At 63.5% G+C, this 19,911-nt stretch carries 18 protein-coding genes and 1 pseudogene; 9 read left to right on the forward strand and 10 right to left on the reverse strand.

Going from position 1 to position 19,911, the window contains the following annotated elements:
- Nucleotides 1-18: 18 nt before the first annotated feature.
- Nucleotides 19-375, forward strand: coding sequence for a DUF1428 domain-containing protein (locus tag ACFPPA_RS09890; RefSeq protein ID WP_377319603.1), 357 nt, complete (start codon nucleotides 19-21; stop codon nucleotides 373-375).
- Between the two features lie 50 nt (nucleotides 376-425).
- On the opposite strand, the gene ACFPPA_RS09895 is transcribed toward ACFPPA_RS09890, so the two are convergent.
- A complete protein-coding gene (locus ACFPPA_RS09895) occupies nucleotides 426-827 on the reverse strand; it encodes a GFA family protein (protein WP_377319604.1) in 402 nt (133 codons plus the stop codon).
- 149 nt (nucleotides 828-976) lie between these two features.
- Nucleotides 977-1,678, reverse strand: coding sequence for a YceI family protein (locus ACFPPA_RS09900; protein ID WP_465269300.1), 702 nt, complete (start codon nucleotides 1,676-1,678; stop codon nucleotides 977-979).
- Nucleotides 1,679-1,819: 141 nt separating this feature from the next.
- On the opposite strand from ACFPPA_RS09900, the gene ACFPPA_RS09905 reads away from it, so the two are divergent.
- Entirely contained in the window at nucleotides 1,820-2,467 is a 648-nt protein-coding gene (locus ACFPPA_RS09905) for a GNAT family N-acetyltransferase (protein WP_377319605.1), read from the forward strand.
- 195 nt (nucleotides 2,468-2,662) lie between these two features.
- On the forward strand, nucleotides 2,663-4,309 hold the full coding sequence (locus ACFPPA_RS09910) for a PAS domain-containing protein (RefSeq protein ID WP_377319606.1): 1,647 nt from the start codon (nucleotides 2,663-2,665) through the stop codon (nucleotides 4,307-4,309).
- A gap of 76 nt (nucleotides 4,310-4,385) precedes the next feature.
- Here ACFPPA_RS09910 and ACFPPA_RS09915 read toward each other — a convergent pair whose 3' ends face one another.
- A complete protein-coding gene (locus ACFPPA_RS09915) occupies nucleotides 4,386-4,781 on the reverse strand; it encodes a DOPA 4,5-dioxygenase family protein (protein ID WP_377319607.1) in 396 nt (131 codons plus the stop codon).
- A gap of 22 nt (nucleotides 4,782-4,803) precedes the next feature.
- On the reverse strand, nucleotides 4,804-5,064 hold the full coding sequence (locus ACFPPA_RS09920) for a 4-oxalocrotonate tautomerase (RefSeq protein ID WP_465269301.1): 261 nt from the start codon (nucleotides 5,062-5,064) through the stop codon (nucleotides 4,804-4,806).
- Between the two features lie 40 nt (nucleotides 5,065-5,104).
- Here ACFPPA_RS09920 and ACFPPA_RS09925 point away from each other — a divergent pair, with 40 nt between their 5' ends.
- Nucleotides 5,105-6,001: a LysR substrate-binding domain-containing protein gene (locus ACFPPA_RS09925; RefSeq protein ID WP_377319609.1), complete on the forward strand. Its 897-nt coding sequence runs from the start codon at nucleotides 5,105-5,107 to the stop codon at nucleotides 5,999-6,001.
- A 90-nt stretch (nucleotides 6,002-6,091) separates the two neighbouring features.
- On the opposite strand, the gene ACFPPA_RS09930 is transcribed toward ACFPPA_RS09925, so the two are convergent.
- Nucleotides 6,092-7,054 carry a TerC family protein gene (locus ACFPPA_RS09930; RefSeq protein WP_377320671.1) on the reverse strand — a complete coding sequence of 321 codons (963 nt, stop codon included), beginning with the start codon at nucleotides 7,052-7,054 and terminating at the stop codon, nucleotides 6,092-6,094.
- A gap of 141 nt (nucleotides 7,055-7,195) precedes the next feature.
- Between ACFPPA_RS09930 and ACFPPA_RS09935 the strand changes: the two genes are divergently transcribed.
- The gene (locus ACFPPA_RS09935; protein WP_377319610.1) at nucleotides 7,196-7,900 is read left to right on the forward strand and encodes a transposase; all 705 of its coding nucleotides are present in this window, start codon (nucleotides 7,196-7,198) and stop codon (nucleotides 7,898-7,900) included.
- Here the strand turns inward: ACFPPA_RS09935 and mddA are convergent.
- Nucleotides 7,897-8,700 (reverse strand): methanethiol S-methyltransferase, encoded by an 804-nt coding sequence (gene mddA, locus ACFPPA_RS09940; protein WP_377319611.1) that lies wholly within the window; start codon nucleotides 8,698-8,700, stop codon nucleotides 7,897-7,899. The genes ACFPPA_RS09935 and mddA overlap by 4 nt on opposite strands.
- 6 nt (nucleotides 8,701-8,706) lie before the next feature.
- Nucleotides 8,707-9,048, reverse strand: a complete 342-nt coding sequence (locus ACFPPA_RS09945) for a hypothetical protein (RefSeq protein ID WP_377319612.1) — start codon at nucleotides 9,046-9,048, stop codon at nucleotides 8,707-8,709.
- Between the two features lie 225 nt (nucleotides 9,049-9,273).
- On the opposite strand from ACFPPA_RS09945, the gene ACFPPA_RS09950 reads away from it, so the two are divergent.
- Complete coding sequence (locus ACFPPA_RS09950; protein WP_377319613.1) at nucleotides 9,274-10,314, forward strand: AraC family transcriptional regulator; 1,041 nt, start codon at nucleotides 9,274-9,276, stop codon at nucleotides 10,312-10,314.
- A gap of 176 nt (nucleotides 10,315-10,490) precedes the next feature.
- Nucleotides 10,491-11,276, forward strand: a complete 786-nt coding sequence (locus ACFPPA_RS09955; RefSeq protein WP_377319614.1) for a hypothetical protein — start codon at nucleotides 10,491-10,493, stop codon at nucleotides 11,274-11,276.
- Between the two features lie 295 nt (nucleotides 11,277-11,571).
- Here ACFPPA_RS09955 and ACFPPA_RS09960 read toward each other — a convergent pair whose 3' ends face one another.
- Nucleotides 11,572-14,142 (reverse strand): AAA family ATPase, encoded by a 2,571-nt coding sequence (locus ACFPPA_RS09960; RefSeq protein WP_377319615.1) that lies wholly within the window; start codon nucleotides 14,140-14,142, stop codon nucleotides 11,572-11,574.
- A 146-nt stretch (nucleotides 14,143-14,288) separates the two neighbouring features.
- Nucleotides 14,289-15,959: a urocanate hydratase gene (gene hutU, locus ACFPPA_RS09965; protein ID WP_377319616.1), complete on the reverse strand. Its 1,671-nt coding sequence runs from the start codon at nucleotides 15,957-15,959 to the stop codon at nucleotides 14,289-14,291.
- Between the two features lie 229 nt (nucleotides 15,960-16,188).
- Between hutU and ACFPPA_RS09970 the strand changes: the two genes are divergently transcribed.
- Entirely contained in the window at nucleotides 16,189-17,286 is a 1,098-nt protein-coding gene (locus tag ACFPPA_RS09970) for a catalase family peroxidase (RefSeq protein WP_377319617.1), read from the forward strand.
- A pseudogene (locus ACFPPA_RS09975) lies at nucleotides 17,283-17,813 on the forward strand (cytochrome b); the annotation flags it as partial. The gene ACFPPA_RS09970 and the pseudogene ACFPPA_RS09975, both read left to right, overlap by 4 nt.
- A 241-nt stretch (nucleotides 17,814-18,054) precedes the next feature.
- On the opposite strand, the gene ACFPPA_RS09980 reads toward ACFPPA_RS09975, so the two are convergent.
- Nucleotides 18,055-19,710 (reverse strand): tetratricopeptide repeat protein, encoded by a 1,656-nt coding sequence (locus ACFPPA_RS09980; RefSeq protein ID WP_377319618.1) that lies wholly within the window; start codon nucleotides 19,708-19,710, stop codon nucleotides 18,055-18,057.
- Between the last annotated feature and the right edge of the window lie 201 nt (nucleotides 19,711-19,911).

Raw genomic sequence — 19,911 nt, forward strand, 5'->3', positions numbered from 1 at the left:
CCGCCCAGGAGAAAGCCCATGTCCTATGTCGATGGTTTCGTGATCGCCGTGCCGGTCGCCAACCGCGAGTCATTCATTGCGCACGCCAAGACCTTTGACGCCATTTTTCTGGAAGTCGGCGCCACCCGGGTGGTGGAATGCTGGGGCGAGAACGTGCCGGAGGGCAAGCTCACCGATTTCCGTCGCGCCGTGCAGGCCAGGGAGGACGAATCGGTTGTGTTTTCCTGGATTGAATGGCCAGACCAGGCCACCCGCGATGCCGGCATGGAGAAATTCATGAAGGATCCACGCATGGACGACGCCAGCGACTGCCCCTTCGATGGCAAGCGCATGATCTTCGGCGGTTTCGTGCCGGTCGTCAGCCTGCCGGCCTGACGCGACGCCTGCCGGCAACGATAATGACCGGGTCACCATCTCCCGGGTCGTCAGTGATGGCCGGGTTCCCACTCCGGGTAGGCGGGAACTTGCGGGCCGTATTGAAGCCAGGGGACCTCGTCGGATGCCCAGATATGCCACTGCGGCGTCTGGCCCGGATCGTCGTCGAGCGTGGCGACCCGAACAATGATCGCGTCGAGCCCGTCGCGCCGGGCGATGAGCGGGCTGCCGCAGTGGCCGCAGAAATAGCGCCGCTTGCCCGGCGACGACTCGTACGACTTGAGCACCTCGGTGCCACGCAGCCAGCGGAAGTGCCCGGGCTTCACGCAGGCAGCGGTGTTGAACGCCGAGGCGTGGGCCTTGCGGCAATAGCGACACGAGCAATGTTCGATCGGCGAGTCGAGCTGGCTGACTTCATACCCGACCTGGCCACACAGGCAACTGCCCCGCATAACGTGGACTCCTCGAGAGGGCGCATGACGGGAGGGGATTCCCGCCGACAAGGCCATGATAATGACAAGGGTACGGAGGGGACGTCGCTGATCAAGTTCGGCCGACCGGCTCGTTCGGCCACTCCACCCACCAACTGACCCCGGTCTTGTCATTTGTCCTGAACTGCTTCGACCTGAATGCGGAGGGTGACTTTCATATCCATCCCGAACGACTTGCCGCCATCCAGTCCGAACGCGTCCCGCTCGAACGTCCCCAGCGCATCGGCGCCGCAACGCTGCCGTGGCTTGAGCATGAAATCGGGGACGCATTTGAACCTGTCGATGGTGAGCGTCAGCGGTTGGGTCACCCCGCGCATCGTCAACGTACCGACGGCTTTGGTCGGCGCCCCATCCACAAAATCCGTGAGCCGGCCGCGATAGTGCGCAGTCGGATACTTCTCCGCGAAAAACATGCCGCACTGCGTCTGGCACATCGGTGCGGTTGCGCCAAGCATCACCTTGTTCAACGCCGGGTTGCCGAAGTCGATGCTGGCGATGTCGACGGTGACGTCGATCGTACCCGTCTTGCCCACCGTATCGAGCGTGGCCGTACCCGTGCTGCGATCGAACTTGCCGCGCCAGATCGACAGACCCATGTGATCCGCTTCGAAGCTGGGGTAGGTGTGGTCCGGATCGAGGGTGAACTGCACCGGCGTGGGCGCGGCGCTGGCCGTGGTGGCCGTCAGCAGCAACAGCAGGGTGAGAGGAACAAGGCGCATCGTGGTTTCTCCGTGACGTTGACAGGGTTCATCGTGGCTGGCCGAATGTCGGCTTTCAGGGCTTCGACGAACGACAAGGCTGCAGATCGACATGTCGTCGCGAGACGTTTCGCGCATGCCAAAAGAGTGGACAGGGGCAGTTGACGCGACTTAACTTCCTGCGTCCCGGTTTCTGCGCAGCACGTGTAATCTCCGCAGAATGCGCACCCACCCGAGCAACTCATACGATCAGCCATGACCCTGTCCAGAGTCGATCCACAGCTCGTTTTCGCCTGGCAAGCGGCGCACTCCATCGCCCGGGGCTCCCCTCCACCCGTCCATGATCGCGGGGGCTTCCGGGTAGATACCCGTTCGGAAAAGGAAGTGAAACGCTGGGTGTTCCCGCGGCCATGCGATGGGTTGCGCGCCATCGCCCGTGACGTGACGGCTCCACGACACTACCTGAAGCTGTGCGGCTCCGACGAGGAACTGCGAGATGCACTGCCCGCTCGCTGGGAGCTCCAGCCCGCGAACCATTTCATGACGGCGGCGGTGGCAACCCTCGATACCCAGCCCCTGCCCCTGCCCCCGGGGTACAGGATGGAGTTGCATCACGCCGGGCCTGTCACCCGCGCTTGCGTCATCGCGCCGGATGGCGATCTGGCCGCAAGCGGGTGCGCAGCGGAAACGGCCGACGCCTTCATTTATGATCGGATCGAAACCGCGCAGGACCACCGACGGAAAGGACTGGGCGTCGCGGTGATGACCGCTCTTGCGACGGCGCGAAAATCCGTCGCAAATCCGCAGCTTCTGGTCGCGACAGCAGACGGCCACAGCCTTTATGCGAACCTTGGCTGGACGGTGCTCGCACCCTTCGCTGCAGCAACCATTCCCGCAACATAGGCAACGTGGCCAATCGGCCCGGACAACCAGCCTGCGCCGGCTGGCGACTGGTGAAATTTGATTCGCCATGTCTCCTTTCATCCGGGCGTTGAAGCCACCGACGTGGCGGCGCCCGATGGACTGCATCAGCCCAACCCAGGCATCACGCTCAGGGGCTGGACTGGATGGCAGCGTTTCGGTGAGCATGGACGACCCATGCCCGCCCCTTCCACGCCGCCCGAAGAACTGCTGCAGCTGCTGCCCGAGGCGGTGGTGCAGACGGACGCGCTGTGGAACATCACCTACCTGAATCCGGCCTGGCACAAGCTCACGGGCCATTCGCTGGAAGGGACGCTCGGCCGGTCCTTGCTTGACTTCGTGCACCCGGACGACACGGGAACCTTGCGATCAGGCATGCCGGTGTTCCGGCTGCGCCTGGCGAACTCGGACTATCGCTGGATGCGTCTGCAGCTGCAGCCGAAGAATGACGCCGCGAATCGGGTGATCAGTCGCCAGGGTGTCCTGATCGAGATCACCGAGATCACCGAACAGGTATTGATGGAGGTCCGCCAGCGCTTCCTGCGGTTGCTGGAAACCATCGACGGCGTCGTCTGGGAAGCCGAGCTCGGCGTGGGCAATACGTTCCTGAGCCCCCAGGTCGAGCGCCTGTTCGGCTACACCGTGGAAGAGTGGCGGGCCGACCCGCGTTTCTGGCGGCTGCATGTGCATCCCGATGACCTGCCGCAAGCGCTGGTCGTCGACGATGCCGCGTACAACGCAACGCACAGTTATGCGTACGAGATGAGTTACCGGTTGATCGCCAAATCCGGCAAGGTCGTATGGGTGCGCGACCTGTGTCGCGTGGATGTCGACGCGGGCCGCCCGAATCGCATGGTCGGCCTGATGATCGACGTGACCCAGCAAAAAAACACCGAGCTCGAGCTGGTGCAGTCCGACAACCGCTATGCACTCGCCACCCGCGGATCCAATGACGGCATCTGGGACTGGAACCTGCAGACGGATGTCCTGCATGTGTCCGAGCGCTTCAACGAGATTGTCGGGCTGAGCGACACCGGCAACCTGCATGAAGACGGCTGGCACTTCCTGCAGCAGCTGATCGATCCCGATGACCATGAGCGCGTGCAGACGGCGTACCGCAGGCACCTGTCGGGCCAGCGCCCGAACTTTTCCGTGGATTTTCGCGCTCGTCACGGATCGGGGCGACTGGTGTGGCTCAACTGGCGCGGGGTCGCCCAATTCGAAGACGGCATGGCCGTGCGGATGGCCGGGTCACTGAGCGACCTGGCGGAACGTGGCAGTTCGTACGACGCCCTGACCAACCTGCCCGGCCGGCCGCTGTTCCACGCTCGCCTCGAGCACGCCATCGCGCTGCATCAGGACGGTGCTTCGAAAGGGGGTGACACACCGGCACCAGGCGACGCCACCACGTTCGCCGTGCTGCTGCTGGACCTCGATCGGTTCAAGGCCGTCAACGACACGCTTGGACACCATGTGGGCGACCAACTGTTGCAGCAGGTGGCCCGCCGGCTTGAATCCAGCGTGCGGGCCGTCGATCTTGTCGCCCGCATGAGTGGCGACGAGTTCACCGTGCTGCTTGAGTGTGTCGATCACGCGGGCGCCGCCGACCGGGCCCGACAGATGGCCGCCGCCCTCGCGGCCCCCTACCGGATCGGCACGCACACCGTGACCTGCGGCGCGAGCATCGGGGTGGTCAGCAGCCAGGCCGGCTTCGCGACCACCGATGACTACCTGCGCGCCGCCGACGCCGCCATGTACCAGGCCAAGAGCCATGCATTGGGGGTGTGCGTTTTTTCGGGAAAAGCGAAACAGGGATCAACGTAGACTTTCCGCGGTATCGAGCCAAGAAGTGCACTCTGCCCCCTGTTTTCCGACCCCTGTTTTCCGCTTTGGAATCCCTTCAGAAGTCCGACTTTGCGAAACGCGCGACGCCCTGGTTCCTGCCCGGCGGGTCGAGCGTGCTCAGATCGAGTTCGATCGGTGTTCCAATCCACTGGGCCAAGGTGGTGTGGTCCGCAAGATCATCGTCCGTGAGGGGATGGACCAACGCGGTCAGCCCGGATTCCTCGATCAGACGGAGAATGGCTGGCAAGGCTTCCTTCGTGAAGTGAATCTCGAACTGGGGAATGGGATGCGGGCCGGCCTTGCCATCCTTCAGCCGGCCGACGAAAAGCAGCTGGGGAATGGCACCGGATTCCATGCTGTCGATCAGGCGACGACGAGTGGCCTCGGCCGTGGCGCGCGTTTCGGGTAGGTAATAAAGATGCGCGTGGTACGGCGCGGCCTGCTCTGTCATCTCGATCCTCCGGTGGCTGGCTTCACGCATCCGCCAGCAACTTGCCGGCTTTGGCCCAGGCGTCGCGTGGCACTTCGCTGATCAGAATATCCACGCTTTCCGGCGGGCAGGCCAGCGTCTCTGCCGTGACTTTGGTCACTTCACGCACAAAGGCGCGCTTCTGCTGCACGGTACGGCCGGGGTGCATTTCCAGGTGCAAGGTAGGCATGACAACTCTCCGATAAAGCCCCGCGGATGGAGGCAAGGCGGCCATGTTGCGCCCCACGCCTGAGTTGATAAACATGCGATTATTTGACCTATATAGAACCTATGGGTTGTCAATCATGAACAAGTTGGCCGGCATGGAGATGTTCGTTCGGGTGGTCGAGAGCGGCAGCTTCAGTGCTGCCGCCGAGATCAGCCAAGTCTCGGCGACCATGGTCGCCAAGCACATCCGTGCCATCGAGGATCGGCTGGGTACCCGCCTGCTTCACCGCACCACCCGTCGACAACAGCTCTCCGACGTTGGCCGGCTCTATTACGAGCGTTGCAAGCACGTGCTGGCCGACGTGGAACTGGCGGAAGCCAGCGCATCGGAACTGCAGTCCACTCCGCGTGGCCGGCTTCGGCTGATCGCTCCCGTGAGTTTCGGTAGCCACAGTCTGGTGCCCGCACTGCGCGAATACATGGACCTGCATCCCGGCGTCAGCATCGAACTGACGCTGGACAACCGCCGGCCCAGCCTGCTCGACGAAGGTTTCGAGCTGGGCATTCATATCGGTGACATCGACGAACCCAGCCTGGTCGCGCGACCACTGCAACCCTACCGTCGACAGCTCGCCGCTGCGCCGGACTATCTGGCGCGCCACGGTCAGCTCGAACGCCCCGAACAACTGGCCGCGCACGAATGCCTGGGCCTGTCGTACTGGAAACGGCACGATCGCTGGCGACTGGTCGGGCCCGACGGCGAAACCTGCAACGTCACCGTGCAGGGCCGGTTCACCGCAAACCAGGGCAACGCCCTGCGCATCGCCGCCCTGAACGGGATCGGCATCGCGCTTCAGCCCGAAGCGGTGCTGGCCGACGATCTCGCCGCCGGCCGCCTGGTGCCGGTGCTACCCGGCTGGTCGCTTGCCCCCTCACCGATGTACCTGATCTATGCACAGAACCACCGTCCGACGGCCAAGCTGCGCAGTGCGATCGATTTTCTGCTCGCCCGTTTCGGTCAGCTGCAGACGTGAGCCTGTGCGCTCAAGTGCCACTACCAATAAAGGGGACGTGGCTAATCGAGCCCGAACAACCAGCCCGCATCGGTAGGCGAGTGGTGAAATTCAATTGGCCACGTCCCCTTTAATTCGGGACGTGAGAAGGCTCGCTGACACTGACACCGCAAGGATCAACCCGACCACGCCCAGAGCGATGCCGACCGGGATCTTGTACACGTCCAGCAGCAGCATCTTCACCCCGATGAAAATCAGGATCACCGCCAGGCCGTACTTGAGCAGGTGGAAGCGCTCGGCCATGTCGGCGAGCAGGAAGTACATCGCCCGCAGTCCGAGGATCGCGAAGATGTTCGAGGTGAACACGATGAACGGGTCGTTGGTGACCGCGAAGATCGCCGGAATTGAATCGACCGCGAAGATCAGGTCCGTCACCTCCACCAGGATCAGCACCACGAACAGCGGCGTGGCGTAGCGCAACCCCTGCTTCACCACGAAGAACTTCTCGCCGTGGTGCTCGTCGGTCATCCGCATGTGGCGGCGCATCCAGCGCAGCACCGGATTGGTGTCCAGCGACACCTGCTTGCCGGCGAACAGCAGCATCTTGCCGCCGGTCAGCAGCAGGATGAAGCCGAACACGTAAAGCACCCAGTGGAAGCGCGCCAGCAGCACCGCCCCGACGAAGATCAACACCGCGCGCATGACGATCGCGCCGAGCACGCCATACAACAGCACGCGCTTCTGGTAAGCCGCCGGCACGGCAAAGAACTGGAAGAAGGTGATCCACATGAAGACGTTGTCGGTCGCCAGCGCCTTCTCGATCAGGTAACCGCTGAGGTACTCCAGCGCCTTCTTGTTCGCCACCTCCCGCGGGAACCGCCCGTCCAGGTACCACCAGAGCCAGCCGCAGAACGCGAGCGACACCAGCACCCACACCACCGTCCACGCGGCAGCCTCCTTCACGCTCACCCGATGGGCGCCCTCGGCTCGCAGCACGAGAAAATCCACCGCCAGCAAGACGAGGACCAGCAGCGTGAACGCCGCATACAGGAACGGGGTGCCGGCGGATTCGATCGACATGGCAGGCTGCCTGGGGCGATGGGAAACCGGAAACGCGAATCTACAATGAGCTTTCTACAATGGTCGCTTCAAGAATGCACTCTCGAAGCGTTCCGACGCAGCACCGTAGCAGCTGATCTCGCATCGGTGATTGCCATGCCACGACGGCCGCGTCTCGAACTGCCAGGTGTCCCGCTGCATGTTACGCAACGCGGCATCAACAAGGGGGCGATCTTCCTCGACGCGGACGATCGCTACCACTTCAGGCGCCTGCTCCGCTGCGCCTTCCGCGATCACGGCATTGCCCTGCATGCGTTCGTCCTGATGGACAACCACTTCCACCTGCTGGTGACGCCCGGCGCGGTGGGAGCGCTGTCACGTGCGATGGGCTGGATCGGCCAGTCCTACGTGCAGGCATTCAATTTCCGGCACAGGCGATGCGGCGCGCTGTGGCAAGGGCGCTTCAAGTCCTGCCTGGTGCAGAGCGAACGCTATCTGCTGACCGTCATGCGCTATATCGAACTCAACCCCGTGCGCACCGCCATGGTCGAGGCGCCGCAGGACTACCGATGGTCCAGCGTGCACACGCACCTGGCCCGCGCCCGCGATCCGCTCATCACGCCCCACCCGCTCTACCTCGCGATGGGGAGCGACCGCTACGAGCGCGCCCATGCCTATCGACAGTGGCTGGACGCCGGCATCGCGCCCGATGACTTGCAGCGCCTGCGCGCATACGCCAGCCAGGAACGCGCGCTAGGCGATGAGCGCTTCCAGCACATGGTGGAAACCACGCTCGGTCGCCCCGCCGCCTGCCGGCGCCGCGGACGGCCCCGGCAAGCCAGCCTTCGCGAGCCGATTTAATTGGCCACGTCCCCTTTAATTCCTTTAATTCGCATGCGGCCGCGGACCGGCAGCAGCATCCCGACCTCCTGTCGATACCGCCGATAGCGTCCGCCGAACAGTGCAACCAGGTCGCGCTCCTCGAACCAGATTCCGACGAAGATGTAGGCACTGGCTCCGGCCGAGAACAGTACGTGACCGGCCGTCATGACCGGCACCGACCAGAAGGCGATCAGAAGCCCGAGGTAGAGCGGATGGCGAACGTAGCGGTACAGGGACGGCGTCCTGAACCGGGCGGCCGGCATGTCGCGGCCGGTCAGGTCGGCAAATACCTGCTGCAATCCGAACAGCTCGAAGTGGTTGATGAGAAATGTGCTGAGCAGAACCAGCGCCCAGCCAAACCAGTACAGGCCAACCAGCACCTCCGCCGCGCGCGGGTGATCGACCCGCCACACGACCGGTTCCGGCAGCGTCCGCCATTGCCAGAACAGCAACGCCAGCACCAGGCATGTGGCGAGCACGAACGTGCTTCTTTCCACGGCAGGCGGAACGATGCGTGTCCACCATCGCTTGAATGACCCGCGCGCCATCACGCTGTGCTGCACTCCGAACAGGACGAGCAGGAACAGATCCACGCAGACCGCCTCGGGCCATGGCGCGGCGTGTCCGTGGTCGACCGACGCAGGCACCCACAGGTTGCCGGTGAAGCCAATCAGGTAAAGCAGGGTCAGGAGGCACGCGCCGTAGACAGCCACGCCGTAGAGAAAAGAAACCCGCGCATTCATATGCTTACCTTTCTTGTTGAGGATGATCGGATTCATGGGCGGTCACGCGTTCGTCGACGCGTACATGGCAAACGTCTGCAACACGATCTTCCCGTCTCGCACGAGAAAGGTGTCCGTGCCAAGCGGCATGGCCGTACCAGCACTCCAGGTGATGTACGCGACGTGGTCGACGAACCGGGCGCTGCGCAGCAGGAACTGTCCGATCACATCCGGCGGCAGCCCGGCGATGAAATCCTCGAAGAACTGCCGTATCTCGCGGGTGCCGCGGTATACCCGGCTCTCGGAGATGAAGCATGCGTCGTCGGCATAGTCGCCGACGATGGCGTCGATGCCCCGCTGCTCCAGAAAAGCCCGCAAATGACGGCGAACGACGTCTTCCGCCACGAATGATGATGTACTCATGCTTGTATCGACCTCTCGGCACAAGGGACCTGCCAGCCCACCGATGGGCAAGCCGGGTCACGGCCACGCTTCGCGGGCAACGTTGACGGGTGACATCCTGCAGCCCGGGGCGGATCGACCGCCCTGCAGGCAGTCGCCGACGCTTGATCACGGGTCCACAATGGTCACCCATCGCCCCAGTCAGCTCGGCCCGGCCGCCAACACGACATGAACCAGGATCTGCTCTCGGACGTCTTGCGCAGCGTGCGGTTGCGCGGCGCGCTCTACTTCCACGTCAACGGGACGGGCGCGTGGGCGGCCGAAGCTCCGCCCTCGCGCGAGATCGCGGCGGCCGTCATGCCGGGCTCCGAGCACGTAATCGAATTCCACGCGGTGATCTCGGGATCGGGCTGGGGTTCCGTGGTCGGCGGTGAACCGGTTCGCCTGGATGCGGGCGACGTCATCCTCTTCCCGCACGGTAATCCCCACGTGATTTCGAGCGCGCCGGGCATGCGTGCGCCCGCGAATCCGGAGGGCTATTTCGCGCGCGTGGATGAGCCGCGCCCTTTCCAACTGCACCTGGACGCCCGCGAAATACGGCTCGGCAAACTCCATGAAGATCCGCCGGGGACGGTCCTCGTGTGCGGCTTCCTGGGCTGCGACCTGCGGCCCTTCAATCCACTGATCGCCTCGCTGCCCCAGCTCATGCATCTGCGCTCCGGCTCCGGTCAGGACTGGGCCTTGCAATGCATGCGTCAGGCGGCGACCGAAGCTTCATGCCCCCGCCCGGGGGGCAATGCAATGCTGGAGCGCCTAAGCGAGATGCTCTTCATCGATGCCGTCAGGCACTACCTGCGAACCTTGCCGGACGAAAGCAGCGGCTGGCTTGCCGGACTGCGCGACCGGCACGTGGGACATGCGCTGGCGCTCATGCATGCCAAGCCGGCTGAACCCTGGAACGTGGCCGAGCTTGGCCGGCGCGTCGGGCTGTCCCGTTCCGCATTCCACGAACGCTTCGCGGACATGATCGGGCAGACTCCCATGCAATACCTCACCCAATGGCGTATGCAGGCCGGAGCCGCGCTGCTGCGCGACACCGGGGCCACCGTCCTAAGCGTGGCCCAGGACGTGGGTTATGAATCCGAGGCATCGTTCTCACGCGCCTTCAAGCGATCCATGGGCGTACCGCCAGCGTCATGGCGACGCCAGGCAAGAGCAGAGCCGGAGTCAGGCAGGCGGCCCGCCCTGCCAGACGGCGACCGGATTTAATTAGCCACGTCCCCTTTATTTGGTGGCGATCACTTCCAGAAAGTGCACTCTGACCCCTGTTTTCGCCCCTGTTTTGCTAGTTCTTGCGTGCCAAGACCAGAAGAGAGCATGCTTCGGTTCAGCAGGGGAACACGGGCAAATCGAGTGCTGGGGTAGCGGCACCGAGGATGGTCACCATGTACTCCTATTGCCGCATTGCAGTCTTGGCCGCCCTACTAGGCATTCCCGTGGTGGGGAATGCCGCAGGCGTGGATCACCCACAGCGCCAGGGGCTTCCCACGTTGTCGGAGCTTGAGAAAATCGCGGATCGCGCCATTAAGAGCGTTGACCAGCAGCTCGCAGATTCGCGAGCAAGAACAGCGCAGATTGAAGCCGGTGCCTCCAGGGAGACAGGAGAGAAGCACGCCAAGCTCGGTGCGAAAATGGTCAAGGACGCTATATCAGGCGCTACGAAAGCCTTGTCAGCGGGCGACCTATCGAAAAGCGAGGCTGGCCTAAAAGGAAAAGACGTAGTACGTGGCAAGAAGGAACAACAGTCCTTGGAGGACAGTTTCACGGACTACGTAACCCGCGGCAATGAACTGGGCCGATTAACTGACCAGCGCCGCTCGCTCTCGCGCCTGAGGGGGCGGCTGTCCGAGCTGAAAGCGGCCATCATCCAGGCACGCGTTGATATTCAGAGAAAGAAGGCCGCTGCAAAGGCCCTCGCGGAAGCGAACGCGAAAGCTAAAGCGAGCACTCCGGCAAGCCCGACAAATCAATCGAATAACGTCTCACGCGGCGATCATGAACCTCATGATCACCCAAGTGACTTCCGCGACTTCGGCCCCAGGGATACTGGCCCGAAAGATACTGGCCCCAGAGACACCGGCCCGAAGGATACGGGACCCAAAGACACCGGCCCGAGGGATACGGGCTCACGGGAGAGTGATCGTGGCCCTGAAATGCCTAGGCAGCACTAGTAGACGGCAGGCTTTAAAAGGGACAGAGGGAGTTAACAGCCCCCCCCCCAAGCGGAACCCTTCCGCAGGCGTCCCGCTCCACCGGCTGCGCGGACAATCGCCTGCCGGAACGCTTGCGGGGATGCCACGTCGCCCGCACCTCCGGCTTGCAGGTACTCCCCTTCACGTCACCCTGTATAAGAAAGGGGTCAGGTTCATTTATCCCCAGCCGGAAAATGAACCTGACCCCTTATTTCATCGGGCTGTCTTCCTCTACATCCGATAAGTGAACCTGGCCCCGTTAGCTCTAATAGCTTTAAGTGGCAGTCCTTTTCTTGAACTCGGCAGACCACGACTTGAGCGCTTCGATATCACCTTTCAGCTCGTCTAGCGCAGGTGGCGTCGAAGGAAGCTCTGATGATTGCGAATGCTCATAGACGGAGTACTTCGTCATTAGATCATCAACAAAAGAGCAGTCCTCAGGACTGATTTTCGTGAGCGGGTGAAGTTTGTCCTTAGTGTTTATGCCCCGCTTAAAGCGGGTCACAATACCGAGGAGCAGGACCTCCTCGACGGAACGCTCACAGAGCATGCGCATATCACTACAGATGCTCTTCACATCGGACTGGTAGCCAGCGTAATCGCCACCCTCCTCCTTAACCTTGGCTTGCTTGACGCGAGAAAGAAGACTTTCAAGGCCCTGAGGGATGGAACCACTAAGCGTATTTAATCCGGCAGTAAGTCCGATTCGTTTCTCGATTCGGCACAGTACGACTTCCCTGAGGGAGATCGCCTTACCGTCTCCCGTGCTCTTTTGAGTCGCTGCATACCGCTTGTATGCATCTCGCAGGATGCACGCCAAGGATAGCCGGTGGGTGAACACGATAACCTGTCGAATCTTTGCTAACTCAATGAGACGTTGAGCCACCCGCTCCTCAAATTCGATATCCAGCGATGAGACTGGATCATCGAAAATAAAAGGAGATGTTATAGGCGATATGCTCGTGTCCGCCAGAAAATTCGAAAGCGAGACGACCCGAGCCTCACCCTCGCTCAACACCTCCTCAAGAGAGGCCTTCTCAGCGCCTGCAATGTTGAGGACGAATTTGACCTTCCCTTTGGCTCCGGACGTCTCATTTGGTTTAACCGCAATGCGGTTGGCTCCAAAGAATTTCAACTCTTTGACAAACCTATCTTGATATCCGCCAACAAGCTCTTCCTTAGCAAGGGCAGTCTTCTTCTTCGTTATCTCGGCAGTGTTAGTGCGCTTAGATGCCTTCTTGATGAGGTCAATTCTTTTGATCCGATCCAGTTCGTCCAAGATGGCCTGGAGGTTGTCGTGGCACCAATCCACCATTTGAAGTTCGCTCAACTCACCCAGAAGTTTTGCGAGACCTTCTGCGTCCGAAGCAGCATTAAGTAGCTCCCGCTCTTCTAGAAGGCGACTCTTATACGCCTCCAGCTCTTGGTGAAGCGAGGCGATTCCCACCCGGTCAATGCCCTCTTTTAGCGCCTCAAAGTTTGAAGCACCAGCCTTTTCGAGGGCGCCTTTAATGATTGCAAAGACGGATGCTACGACTTGTTCACCGACAGGAAACATTGCTAACCATTCCGCTTCGGCAGGCAACGCCGGGAGCTTTTTAATAAGGTCCGCATGCTCTTGCTCTGCCGCCTTCGCGTTGCTCTCAACTTCGCCTTTAACGAAGGCCTCGAACGCCGCAAGCCTGCTCTCGGTCTCCTTGCTGATGCAAGCTTGGCAAAGTGGACAGGGGTCGCCCTCAGTCGGTGGAAATGCTAAAGGAACCGGAGACAGCGTAACGGAGAACGCCCGCGCCGCCTCCCACATAATCTTCCAGGTGCTACCGCCAACGCCTTCCAAGGACGATCCAGTAAGCGTTGATTTGGCGAGGTCATCCGCTGCCTTGCGCGCATCTAGTGATTTCTTCTGACTGTCCAATACCTTGGATATTGATGCCTTAGACAGCGCTTCTTCAAACGATTTGAGCTTTGCAGCACCCCCCTCAACCACCTTCAAGGAAGCGGCAATTTGAAGAAGTCGAGCCGACGGATCGGCGGTCTTAACCGCATCTTGTAGTCGCGCTCGCCTCTCCTCATGATCCTTCTTCTTAATGACCTTCTTTTTGAAGGATTCGTGCGTCTCGGACACCCTCAAGGTACTGAGCACCGATGCCAACTTACTTTGCGATAGATGGGCGGGTATGGTGGGAAGCTTCGAAAGGAGCTTACTTTCGCGATCACGCAGTTCATCTCTGACTTGGTCGCAGACATCAGAAAGAGCGCTCAGGAACCGAAGGCGCCTAGGCTCATAAGTAGCTTCTTCCTTATCTACTAGATAGCTTCTCGCAACGACACTGTCGTACACATGGACTTGCTTTAGCTTGGCTAGCGGCCCCGACAGAGCAGTCCAAGTCTGGGTCAATGAGTTCCCGTTCTCTGCTATTTCGAAGACAGCCTGTTGGTCCACCTCAGCATTCGAGTTGATGTCTCGCAAGATGGGCGTGTTCTTTCTTGAGCCCGTCGCCAGCTTAAGCAACCGTGCGAAGCCTGACTTACCGCACCCATTCGGCCCATAGACGATCGTTATATCTGCATCGCCAAAGTCGAGCTTGGCTGCAGGGTCCAAGGCATTGATACCTTGTAGGTCCCGCACGCCGAGAAGGCGAAGCACCTTCCCGGTTTGATCGGTTGAAAAGGTTCCTGACGGGAACTGCTTAGCGGCAAAGGCCTTCTTTTGCTCCTCCATAATGCAATAGTCGGCGAGCTGGGCGATCTGGGTGGCGCTAGGCTTCCCATGTTCCAAGAGATCTGCCGCAGCCGTTTGAAGCCACGCATCGCGCTCAGCCATCCATTGATCGAATGTGTCCATGTTTGATCCCCTGCATCCTTGTGCTTTTCAACAGGGCGAGTTTACCTAGCGCATAAAGCGCTGTTAATCGGCCCGCCCGCAATCTCGCATCCCATAGTTAAGGAGCCTCTCCGATTCTGTGTTTGTCTCGCTCCGGCTCTCTGGCCTCACACCATCGGCAACCTCAACCCCTGCTCCCGCGCACACTCAACAGCAATCTCATACCCCGCATCCGCATGCCGCATCACCCCGGTACCCGGATCATTCCACAGCACCCGCGCAATCCGCTCATCCGCTTCCTTCGTACCATCGCACACAATCACCACCCCCGAGTGCTGCGAATAGCCCATCCCCACGCCGCCGCCATGATGCAGCGACACCCAGGTCGCGCCACCGGCCACGTTCAACATCGCATTGAGCAAGGGCCAGTCCGACACCGCGTCCGAGCCGTCCTTCATCGCCTCGGTCTCCCGGTTCGGTGACGCCACCGACCCCGAATCCAGGTGGTCGCGCCCAATGACAACCGGCGCCTTCAGCTCGCCGTTGCGCACCATCTCGTTGAACGCGAGGCCGAGCTTGTCGCGCAGGCCCAGGCCGACCCAGCAGATGCGGGCGGGCAGGCCCTGGAAGCTGATGCGCTCTTTCGCCATGTCGAGCCAGTTGTGCAGCGCCGCGTCGTCGGGAATGAGTTCCTTCACCTTGGCGTCGGTCTTGTAGATGTCTTCCGGATCGCCGGACAGTGCGACCCAGCGGAACGGGCCGATGCCACGGCAGAACAGCGGGCGCACGTAGGCGGGCACGAAGCCGGGGAACGCGAACGCGTTGGTGAGGCCTTCGTCCTTCGCCATCTGGCGGATGTTGTTGCCGTAGTCGAAGGTGGGGATGCCCTGGGCGTGGAACGCCAGCATCGCCTCGACGTGGATCTTCATCGAGTGCTTGGCGGCGTCGCGGGTGCGCTGCGGATCGTTCTTGCGGCGCTCGAACCACTGCTCCACGGTCCAGCCGATCGGCAGGTAGCCGTTGACCGGGTCGTGCGCGCTGGTCTGGTCGGTGACGGCGTCGGGGCGCACGTCGCGGGCGACCAGCTCGGGCAGGATGTCGGCCGCGTTGCCGAGCAGCGCGATCGACTTCGCCTCGCCGGCGGCGGTGTATTTCGCGATGCGCGCCAGCGCGTCGTCCAGGTCGGTGGCCTGCTCGTCGACGTAGCGGGTCTTCAGGCGCATGTCGATGCGGCTCTGCTGGCATTCGATGTTGAGGCTGCACGCGCCGGCCAGGCTGGCCGCGAGCGGCTGCGCGCCGCCCATGCCGCCCAGGCCCGCCGTGAGGATCCAGCGCCCCTTCAAATTTCCGCCGTAATGCTGGCGACCCATCTCGACGAACGTCTCGTAGGTGCCCTGCACGATGCCCTGCGAGCCGATGTAGATCCAGCTGCCGGCGGTCATCTGGCCGTACATCATCAGGCCCTTCTTGTCGAGCTCGTTGAAGTGCTCCCAGGTGGCCCAGTGCGGTACCAGGTTGGAATTCGCGATCAGCACGCGCGGCGCGTCCCTGTGCGTGCGGAACACGCCGACCGGCTTGCCGGACTGCACCAGCAGCGTCTCGTCGTCGTTCAACTCGCGCAGCGACCGCAGGATCGCGTCGAAGCACTCCCAGTTGCGCGCGGCGCGGCCGATGCCGCCGTACACCACCAGCTCGGCCGGGTTCTCCGCCACCTCCGGATCGAGGTTGTTCTGCAGCATGCGGAACGGCGCCTCGCTGAGCCAGCTCTTGCAGGAAAGCTCGGTGCCGCGCGGCGCGCGGATGGTGCGGGTGGTGTCGATGCGGGTGGGTGCGTTCATGGACGAAGGACTCCGGTGGGACATGCGACCGAGTATAGGACAGCCCCTGCCCCGGCCCGATGCCGACGGGGCCGCCACGCCATCGATGCGCGCCCGCGGCGCAGGCGATTTTCTTCGCCGGCCCGGGTAACCGCACGCGCCTGCGCAACGAACACCCAGCGGCAGGGAGTACGTCCCGCCGCCGCACATGCCCGAGGCGACCCCGCGCCTCACCGACAAGGAATCGACCATGCATGATCCCACCCCCGCGGCATCCCCCCGCTCCACGCCAACCCGCCGCATCGGCTCCTGGGCGCTGATCGCCGCCGTGCTCGCCGCCACCGCGGGCGCGTTCGGCTATGTCGGCGGCTGGCTGGCACCGCAGCGGCTGACGCCGGCGAAGCTGGTGAACCAGCTGCAGCACAACGCCGGCACGTTTGCCGGTTATCGGCGCAACCATGCCAAGGGCGTGTGCGTCACCGGCTATTTCGACAGCCATGGCCAGGCGCAGGCGTATTCCCGGGCGCAGGTGTTCGCACCGGGTCGCACGCCGCTGGTGGGCCGCTTCGCGATCCCCGGCGGCAACCCGTACGCGCCGGACAGCAGCGTGCCGATCCGCAGCATGGCGCTGCGCTTCGCGCTCGCGAACGGGCAGCAGTGGCGCACCGGCATGAACAGCATGCCGGTGTTTCCGGTGGCCACGCCGCAGGCGTTCTATGCGCTGTTGCAGGCGCAGCAGCCGGACCCGGCCACCGGCAAGCCGGACCCGGCGAAGCTGAAGGCATTCTTCGCCGCACATCCGGAAACGGCGGCGTTCCGCGCCTGGGCGAAGACGGCCCGACCGTCGGCCAGCTTCGCCACCGACAGCTACTACGGCCTCGACGCGTTCGTGTTCGTCGATGCCGGCGGCCAGCGCCAGCCGGTGCGCTGGCGGATGGTGCCGGAAGCCACCGACGCCGCGGGCGCCGTGGCCCCGGCCGCGTCGGATTATCTCGATGCCGACCTCGGCCGGCGGCTGGCGCAAGGTCCGCTGCGCTGGCATCTGCTGGTGACGCTGGCCGCCGCGGGCGACCCGACCAGCGACGCAACGAAGACGTGGCCCACCGACCGTCCCACGGTGGATGCGGGCACCCTGGTGATCGAGCACACCGAGCCGCAGCAAAGCGGGCCGTGCCGCGACATCAACTACGACCCGCTGGTGCTGCCCGCCGGGATCGAGGCCTCGGACGACCCGCTGCTACCGGCCCGCTCGGCCGCGTATGCGGATTCCTACCTGCGCCGCACCAGCGAGGAAGCCCACCTGCCCGGCACAGCCGCCGCCCGTTCGACGCCGGAGAGCCACCGATGAAATCCGCCACCCACTTCACCCTGGCCGCCCGCGTGCTGCACTGGCTGATGGCCGCACTGATCCTGGCGATGCTGTTCATCGGCATCGGCATGGTCGCCTCGGTCTCCGCCCGCCACGACTGGCTGCTGCGCCTGCACAAGCCGCTGGGCATCGCGATCCTGATCCTGGCCGTGGTGCGCCTGACGGTGCGCCTGCGCCATCCGCCCCCGCCGCTGCCCGCCGACCTGCCGGCCGTGCAGAAACTGGCCGCGCATGCGTCGCACTGGCTGCTGTATTTCCTGATGCTGGCGATGCCGCTGATCGGCTGGGCGATGCTGTCGGCCGGCGGCTATCCGGTGATGCTGGGCGAATCGCTGCGGCTGCCGCCGATCTTTCCGACCAGCCCGACCGGGTTCGCGGTGCTGCGCCACCTGCACGGCTGGTTCGCGCTGCTGCTGGTGCTGACGTTTCTCGCCCACCTGGGCGCCGCGCTGTACCACGGCCTGATCCGCCGCGACGGCGTGCTGTCGAGCATGCTTCGCGGCGACGGGGAAACGCCGGTGGGCGGATTGGCGGCGATCGCGCCGGTCGCGATCGAGGCGGCGGTAGCGGTGCCGATCGAATCGCTCGACCGACCTGAAGTGGCCGACCCGGGCGATCGATCGCCCAGCCCCTCCACCGCCGCCACGCCGGACGATGCGGCCACGCCTGCGCCGCACGATGCGGCCACGCCTGCGCCGGACGACCGGCGCGTTCCGCCGCGCCCCGACTAGCCCGCCCGGCGGTGCATCACTGGCTGGCCGCCACCGACTTGCCCGCCGTCGATTGACCCTTGGCGGCAAGCACCTTGCTGCCCGAATGGGTCTGCAGGATCAGCGCCGCGCGCATCCGGACGGCCTGCTCGCGCATCTGCGGGTCGCTGCCGAAGTGCGCCTCGAAGTAATCGACGGTGTCTTTCAGGCCGGCCCGCGGCTGGCGCTCCTGGATGGTCGCGCGCAGGAACCAGCCATACGGGTTTTCGGGCTGATCCCTGATCATCCGGTCGGCGATGGCCCAGCCCTTGTCCCACTCGTGCGTCCAGTTCACGAACATGTCGCCGAGCTGGGTCAGTGTCCACAGGTCGTGCGGATCGAGCGCCAGCGCCGCGCGGAAATCCTGTTCGGCATGGACGTAGTCGTTCATCGCCTCGTAGGCATGGCCGCGCACCTTGAACGCATCCTCGTTGCGTGGCGACGCCGTGATCAGCCGGTTCGCCTCGGCCACCGCCCAGGCGGCCTCGTCGAAATCGACCAGGTCGAAGGCCCGATGCAAGCGCTCGTTGTCGCGGGTCGGCTCGAAGCGCAGCGCCTCCGACAGGTAGATCAGCGATGTCTCCACGCGGGGCGTGCCGTCCGCCGCGTGACCGGCCGCCGCCAGGTCGTTGGTGCTGGCGAGCTGGTCCAGCGCCGGCGGGTACGCTGCCAGCTCGGTGTCCCTGTCGCAGTCGCAATTGCTCGCCTCGTAGTACGGGGCCTCCGACTGCAACAGCTCCAGCAGCGGATTCTCCTTCGCATGCGCCTGCGCCTGGTCGGCGAGCTGTCGCATCGCGCCGATCGAGCCGCCCCACTTGGGCTGCTTCGCCCACATCAGGATGCTGTAGATCGCATAGTCATCCGGAGCCACGGCGAGTCCGCGTCGGGCGGCATCCTCCGCATACGACGTCCCCAGACCGAGTCCGCCCGCATTGATCATCGCCACGTAGGCCGGGGTCATTTGCGGATTCAGGGCGATCGCCCGGCGCAGGTCGCGGTCGGCCTGGCCCAGCAACTTGTCCATCGAATCGACGTTGCTCTGCGGTGTGTCCGCCATGTAGGCGCCACCGCGGGCGTCGCCCGCCATCGATTCATACGCTACCCCGCTGGCGGCATACGCAAAGGCGCTGTTGGGCGACTCGCGCATCCAGGCATCGAGCGTGGGACGGATGTCGAACGAACCGTTGCGGAACGCCTCGCGGTAGATCCGATCGAGCAGGCCCTTCGATCCCGGTTCGGTCATCTGGGCCTGTAGCGCCGCGGCCAGCCGGTGATCGAGCTCGGCCGCGTGCCCGCTCTGGATCAGCTGTTGCGCCTCGGCAAACGTGATCACCGGCAGCCGGTAATAACGACAAAACGCCGCCACCGCATCGGGCGACCAGTGGCTGCCGGGTGGATCGGGATAGGCGAGGCAGCGCTGCAGCGGATCGGCGATCGCCTCGGCCTTTTTCGCCCGGGCGAGGAACGCATTCGCCTCGTCGCGCGTGAACAGATGCGCTTTCGCGGCAGGCAGTGGCGGTGGGCGATGCGGCACGGCCGTCGCCTGGCGCGTGGCGACCAGTCTTGCCATGACCGAGTGCCAGCCCCAGGCGAACTCGCCGATACCCAGCAGAACAATGGCCGCAATCAGCAGCCCGCGTGGTCCTGAACCCATGACATGCGCCTCCCCAGGCAGCGATGGCTGGACAGTAGCACTGGCCCGTATCGGCTGTCTGCGGAAGCGGATTCGCGGGGATGGATGCGGCGCGCAGCGTGAATGTGAACGGCGACCTTGGCCGATGCGTGCCATTTCGCACCACGTTCGCATCGGAGCGCGCCTGATGGCTCCATCGCGACGGCAGGCAACGCAGCCGGT

The organism is Rhodanobacter ginsengisoli (assembly GCF_042657065.1).
Classification (GTDB): domain Bacteria; phylum Pseudomonadota; class Gammaproteobacteria; order Xanthomonadales; family Rhodanobacteraceae; genus Rhodanobacter; species Rhodanobacter ginsengisoli.

Excerpts from the sequence above, each read along its gene's own strand:
- ACFPPA_RS09890 (WP_377319603.1), top strand. The coding sequence starts at position 19 with ATGTCCTATGTCGATGGTTTCGTGATCGCCGTGCCGGTCGCCAACCGC.
- ACFPPA_RS09895 (WP_377319604.1), bottom strand. The coding sequence starts at position 827 with ATGCGGGGCAGTTGCCTGTGTGGCCAGGTCGGGTATGAAGTCAGCCAG.
- ACFPPA_RS09900 (WP_465269300.1), bottom strand. The coding sequence starts at position 1,678 with ATGTCGATCTGCAGCCTTGTCGTTCGTCGAAGCCCTGAAAGCCGACAT.
- ACFPPA_RS09905 (WP_377319605.1), top strand. The coding sequence starts at position 1,820 with ATGACCCTGTCCAGAGTCGATCCACAGCTCGTTTTCGCCTGGCAAGCG.
- ACFPPA_RS09910 (WP_377319606.1), top strand. The coding sequence starts at position 2,663 with ATGCCCGCCCCTTCCACGCCGCCCGAAGAACTGCTGCAGCTGCTGCCC.
- ACFPPA_RS09915 (WP_377319607.1), bottom strand. The coding sequence starts at position 4,781 with ATGACAGAGCAGGCCGCGCCGTACCACGCGCATCTTTATTACCTACCC.
- ACFPPA_RS09920 (WP_465269301.1), bottom strand. The coding sequence starts at position 5,064 with ATGTTTATCAACTCAGGCGTGGGGCGCAACATGGCCGCCTTGCCTCCA.
- ACFPPA_RS09925 (WP_377319609.1), top strand. The coding sequence starts at position 5,105 with ATGAACAAGTTGGCCGGCATGGAGATGTTCGTTCGGGTGGTCGAGAGC.
- ACFPPA_RS09935 (WP_377319610.1), top strand. The coding sequence starts at position 7,196 with ATGCCACGACGGCCGCGTCTCGAACTGCCAGGTGTCCCGCTGCATGTT.
- mddA (WP_377319611.1), bottom strand. The coding sequence starts at position 8,700 with ATGAATCCGATCATCCTCAACAAGAAAGGTAAGCATATGAATGCGCGG.
- ACFPPA_RS09950 (WP_377319613.1), top strand. The coding sequence starts at position 9,274 with ATGAACCAGGATCTGCTCTCGGACGTCTTGCGCAGCGTGCGGTTGCGC.
- ACFPPA_RS09955 (WP_377319614.1), top strand. The coding sequence starts at position 10,491 with ATGTACTCCTATTGCCGCATTGCAGTCTTGGCCGCCCTACTAGGCATT.
- ACFPPA_RS09960 (WP_377319615.1), bottom strand. The coding sequence starts at position 14,142 with ATGGACACATTCGATCAATGGATGGCTGAGCGCGATGCGTGGCTTCAA.
- hutU (WP_377319616.1), bottom strand. The coding sequence starts at position 15,959 with ATGAACGCACCCACCCGCATCGACACCACCCGCACCATCCGCGCGCCG.
- ACFPPA_RS09970 (WP_377319617.1), top strand. The coding sequence starts at position 16,189 with ATGCATGATCCCACCCCCGCGGCATCCCCCCGCTCCACGCCAACCCGC.
- ACFPPA_RS09980 (WP_377319618.1), bottom strand. The coding sequence starts at position 19,710 with ATGGGTTCAGGACCACGCGGGCTGCTGATTGCGGCCATTGTTCTGCTG.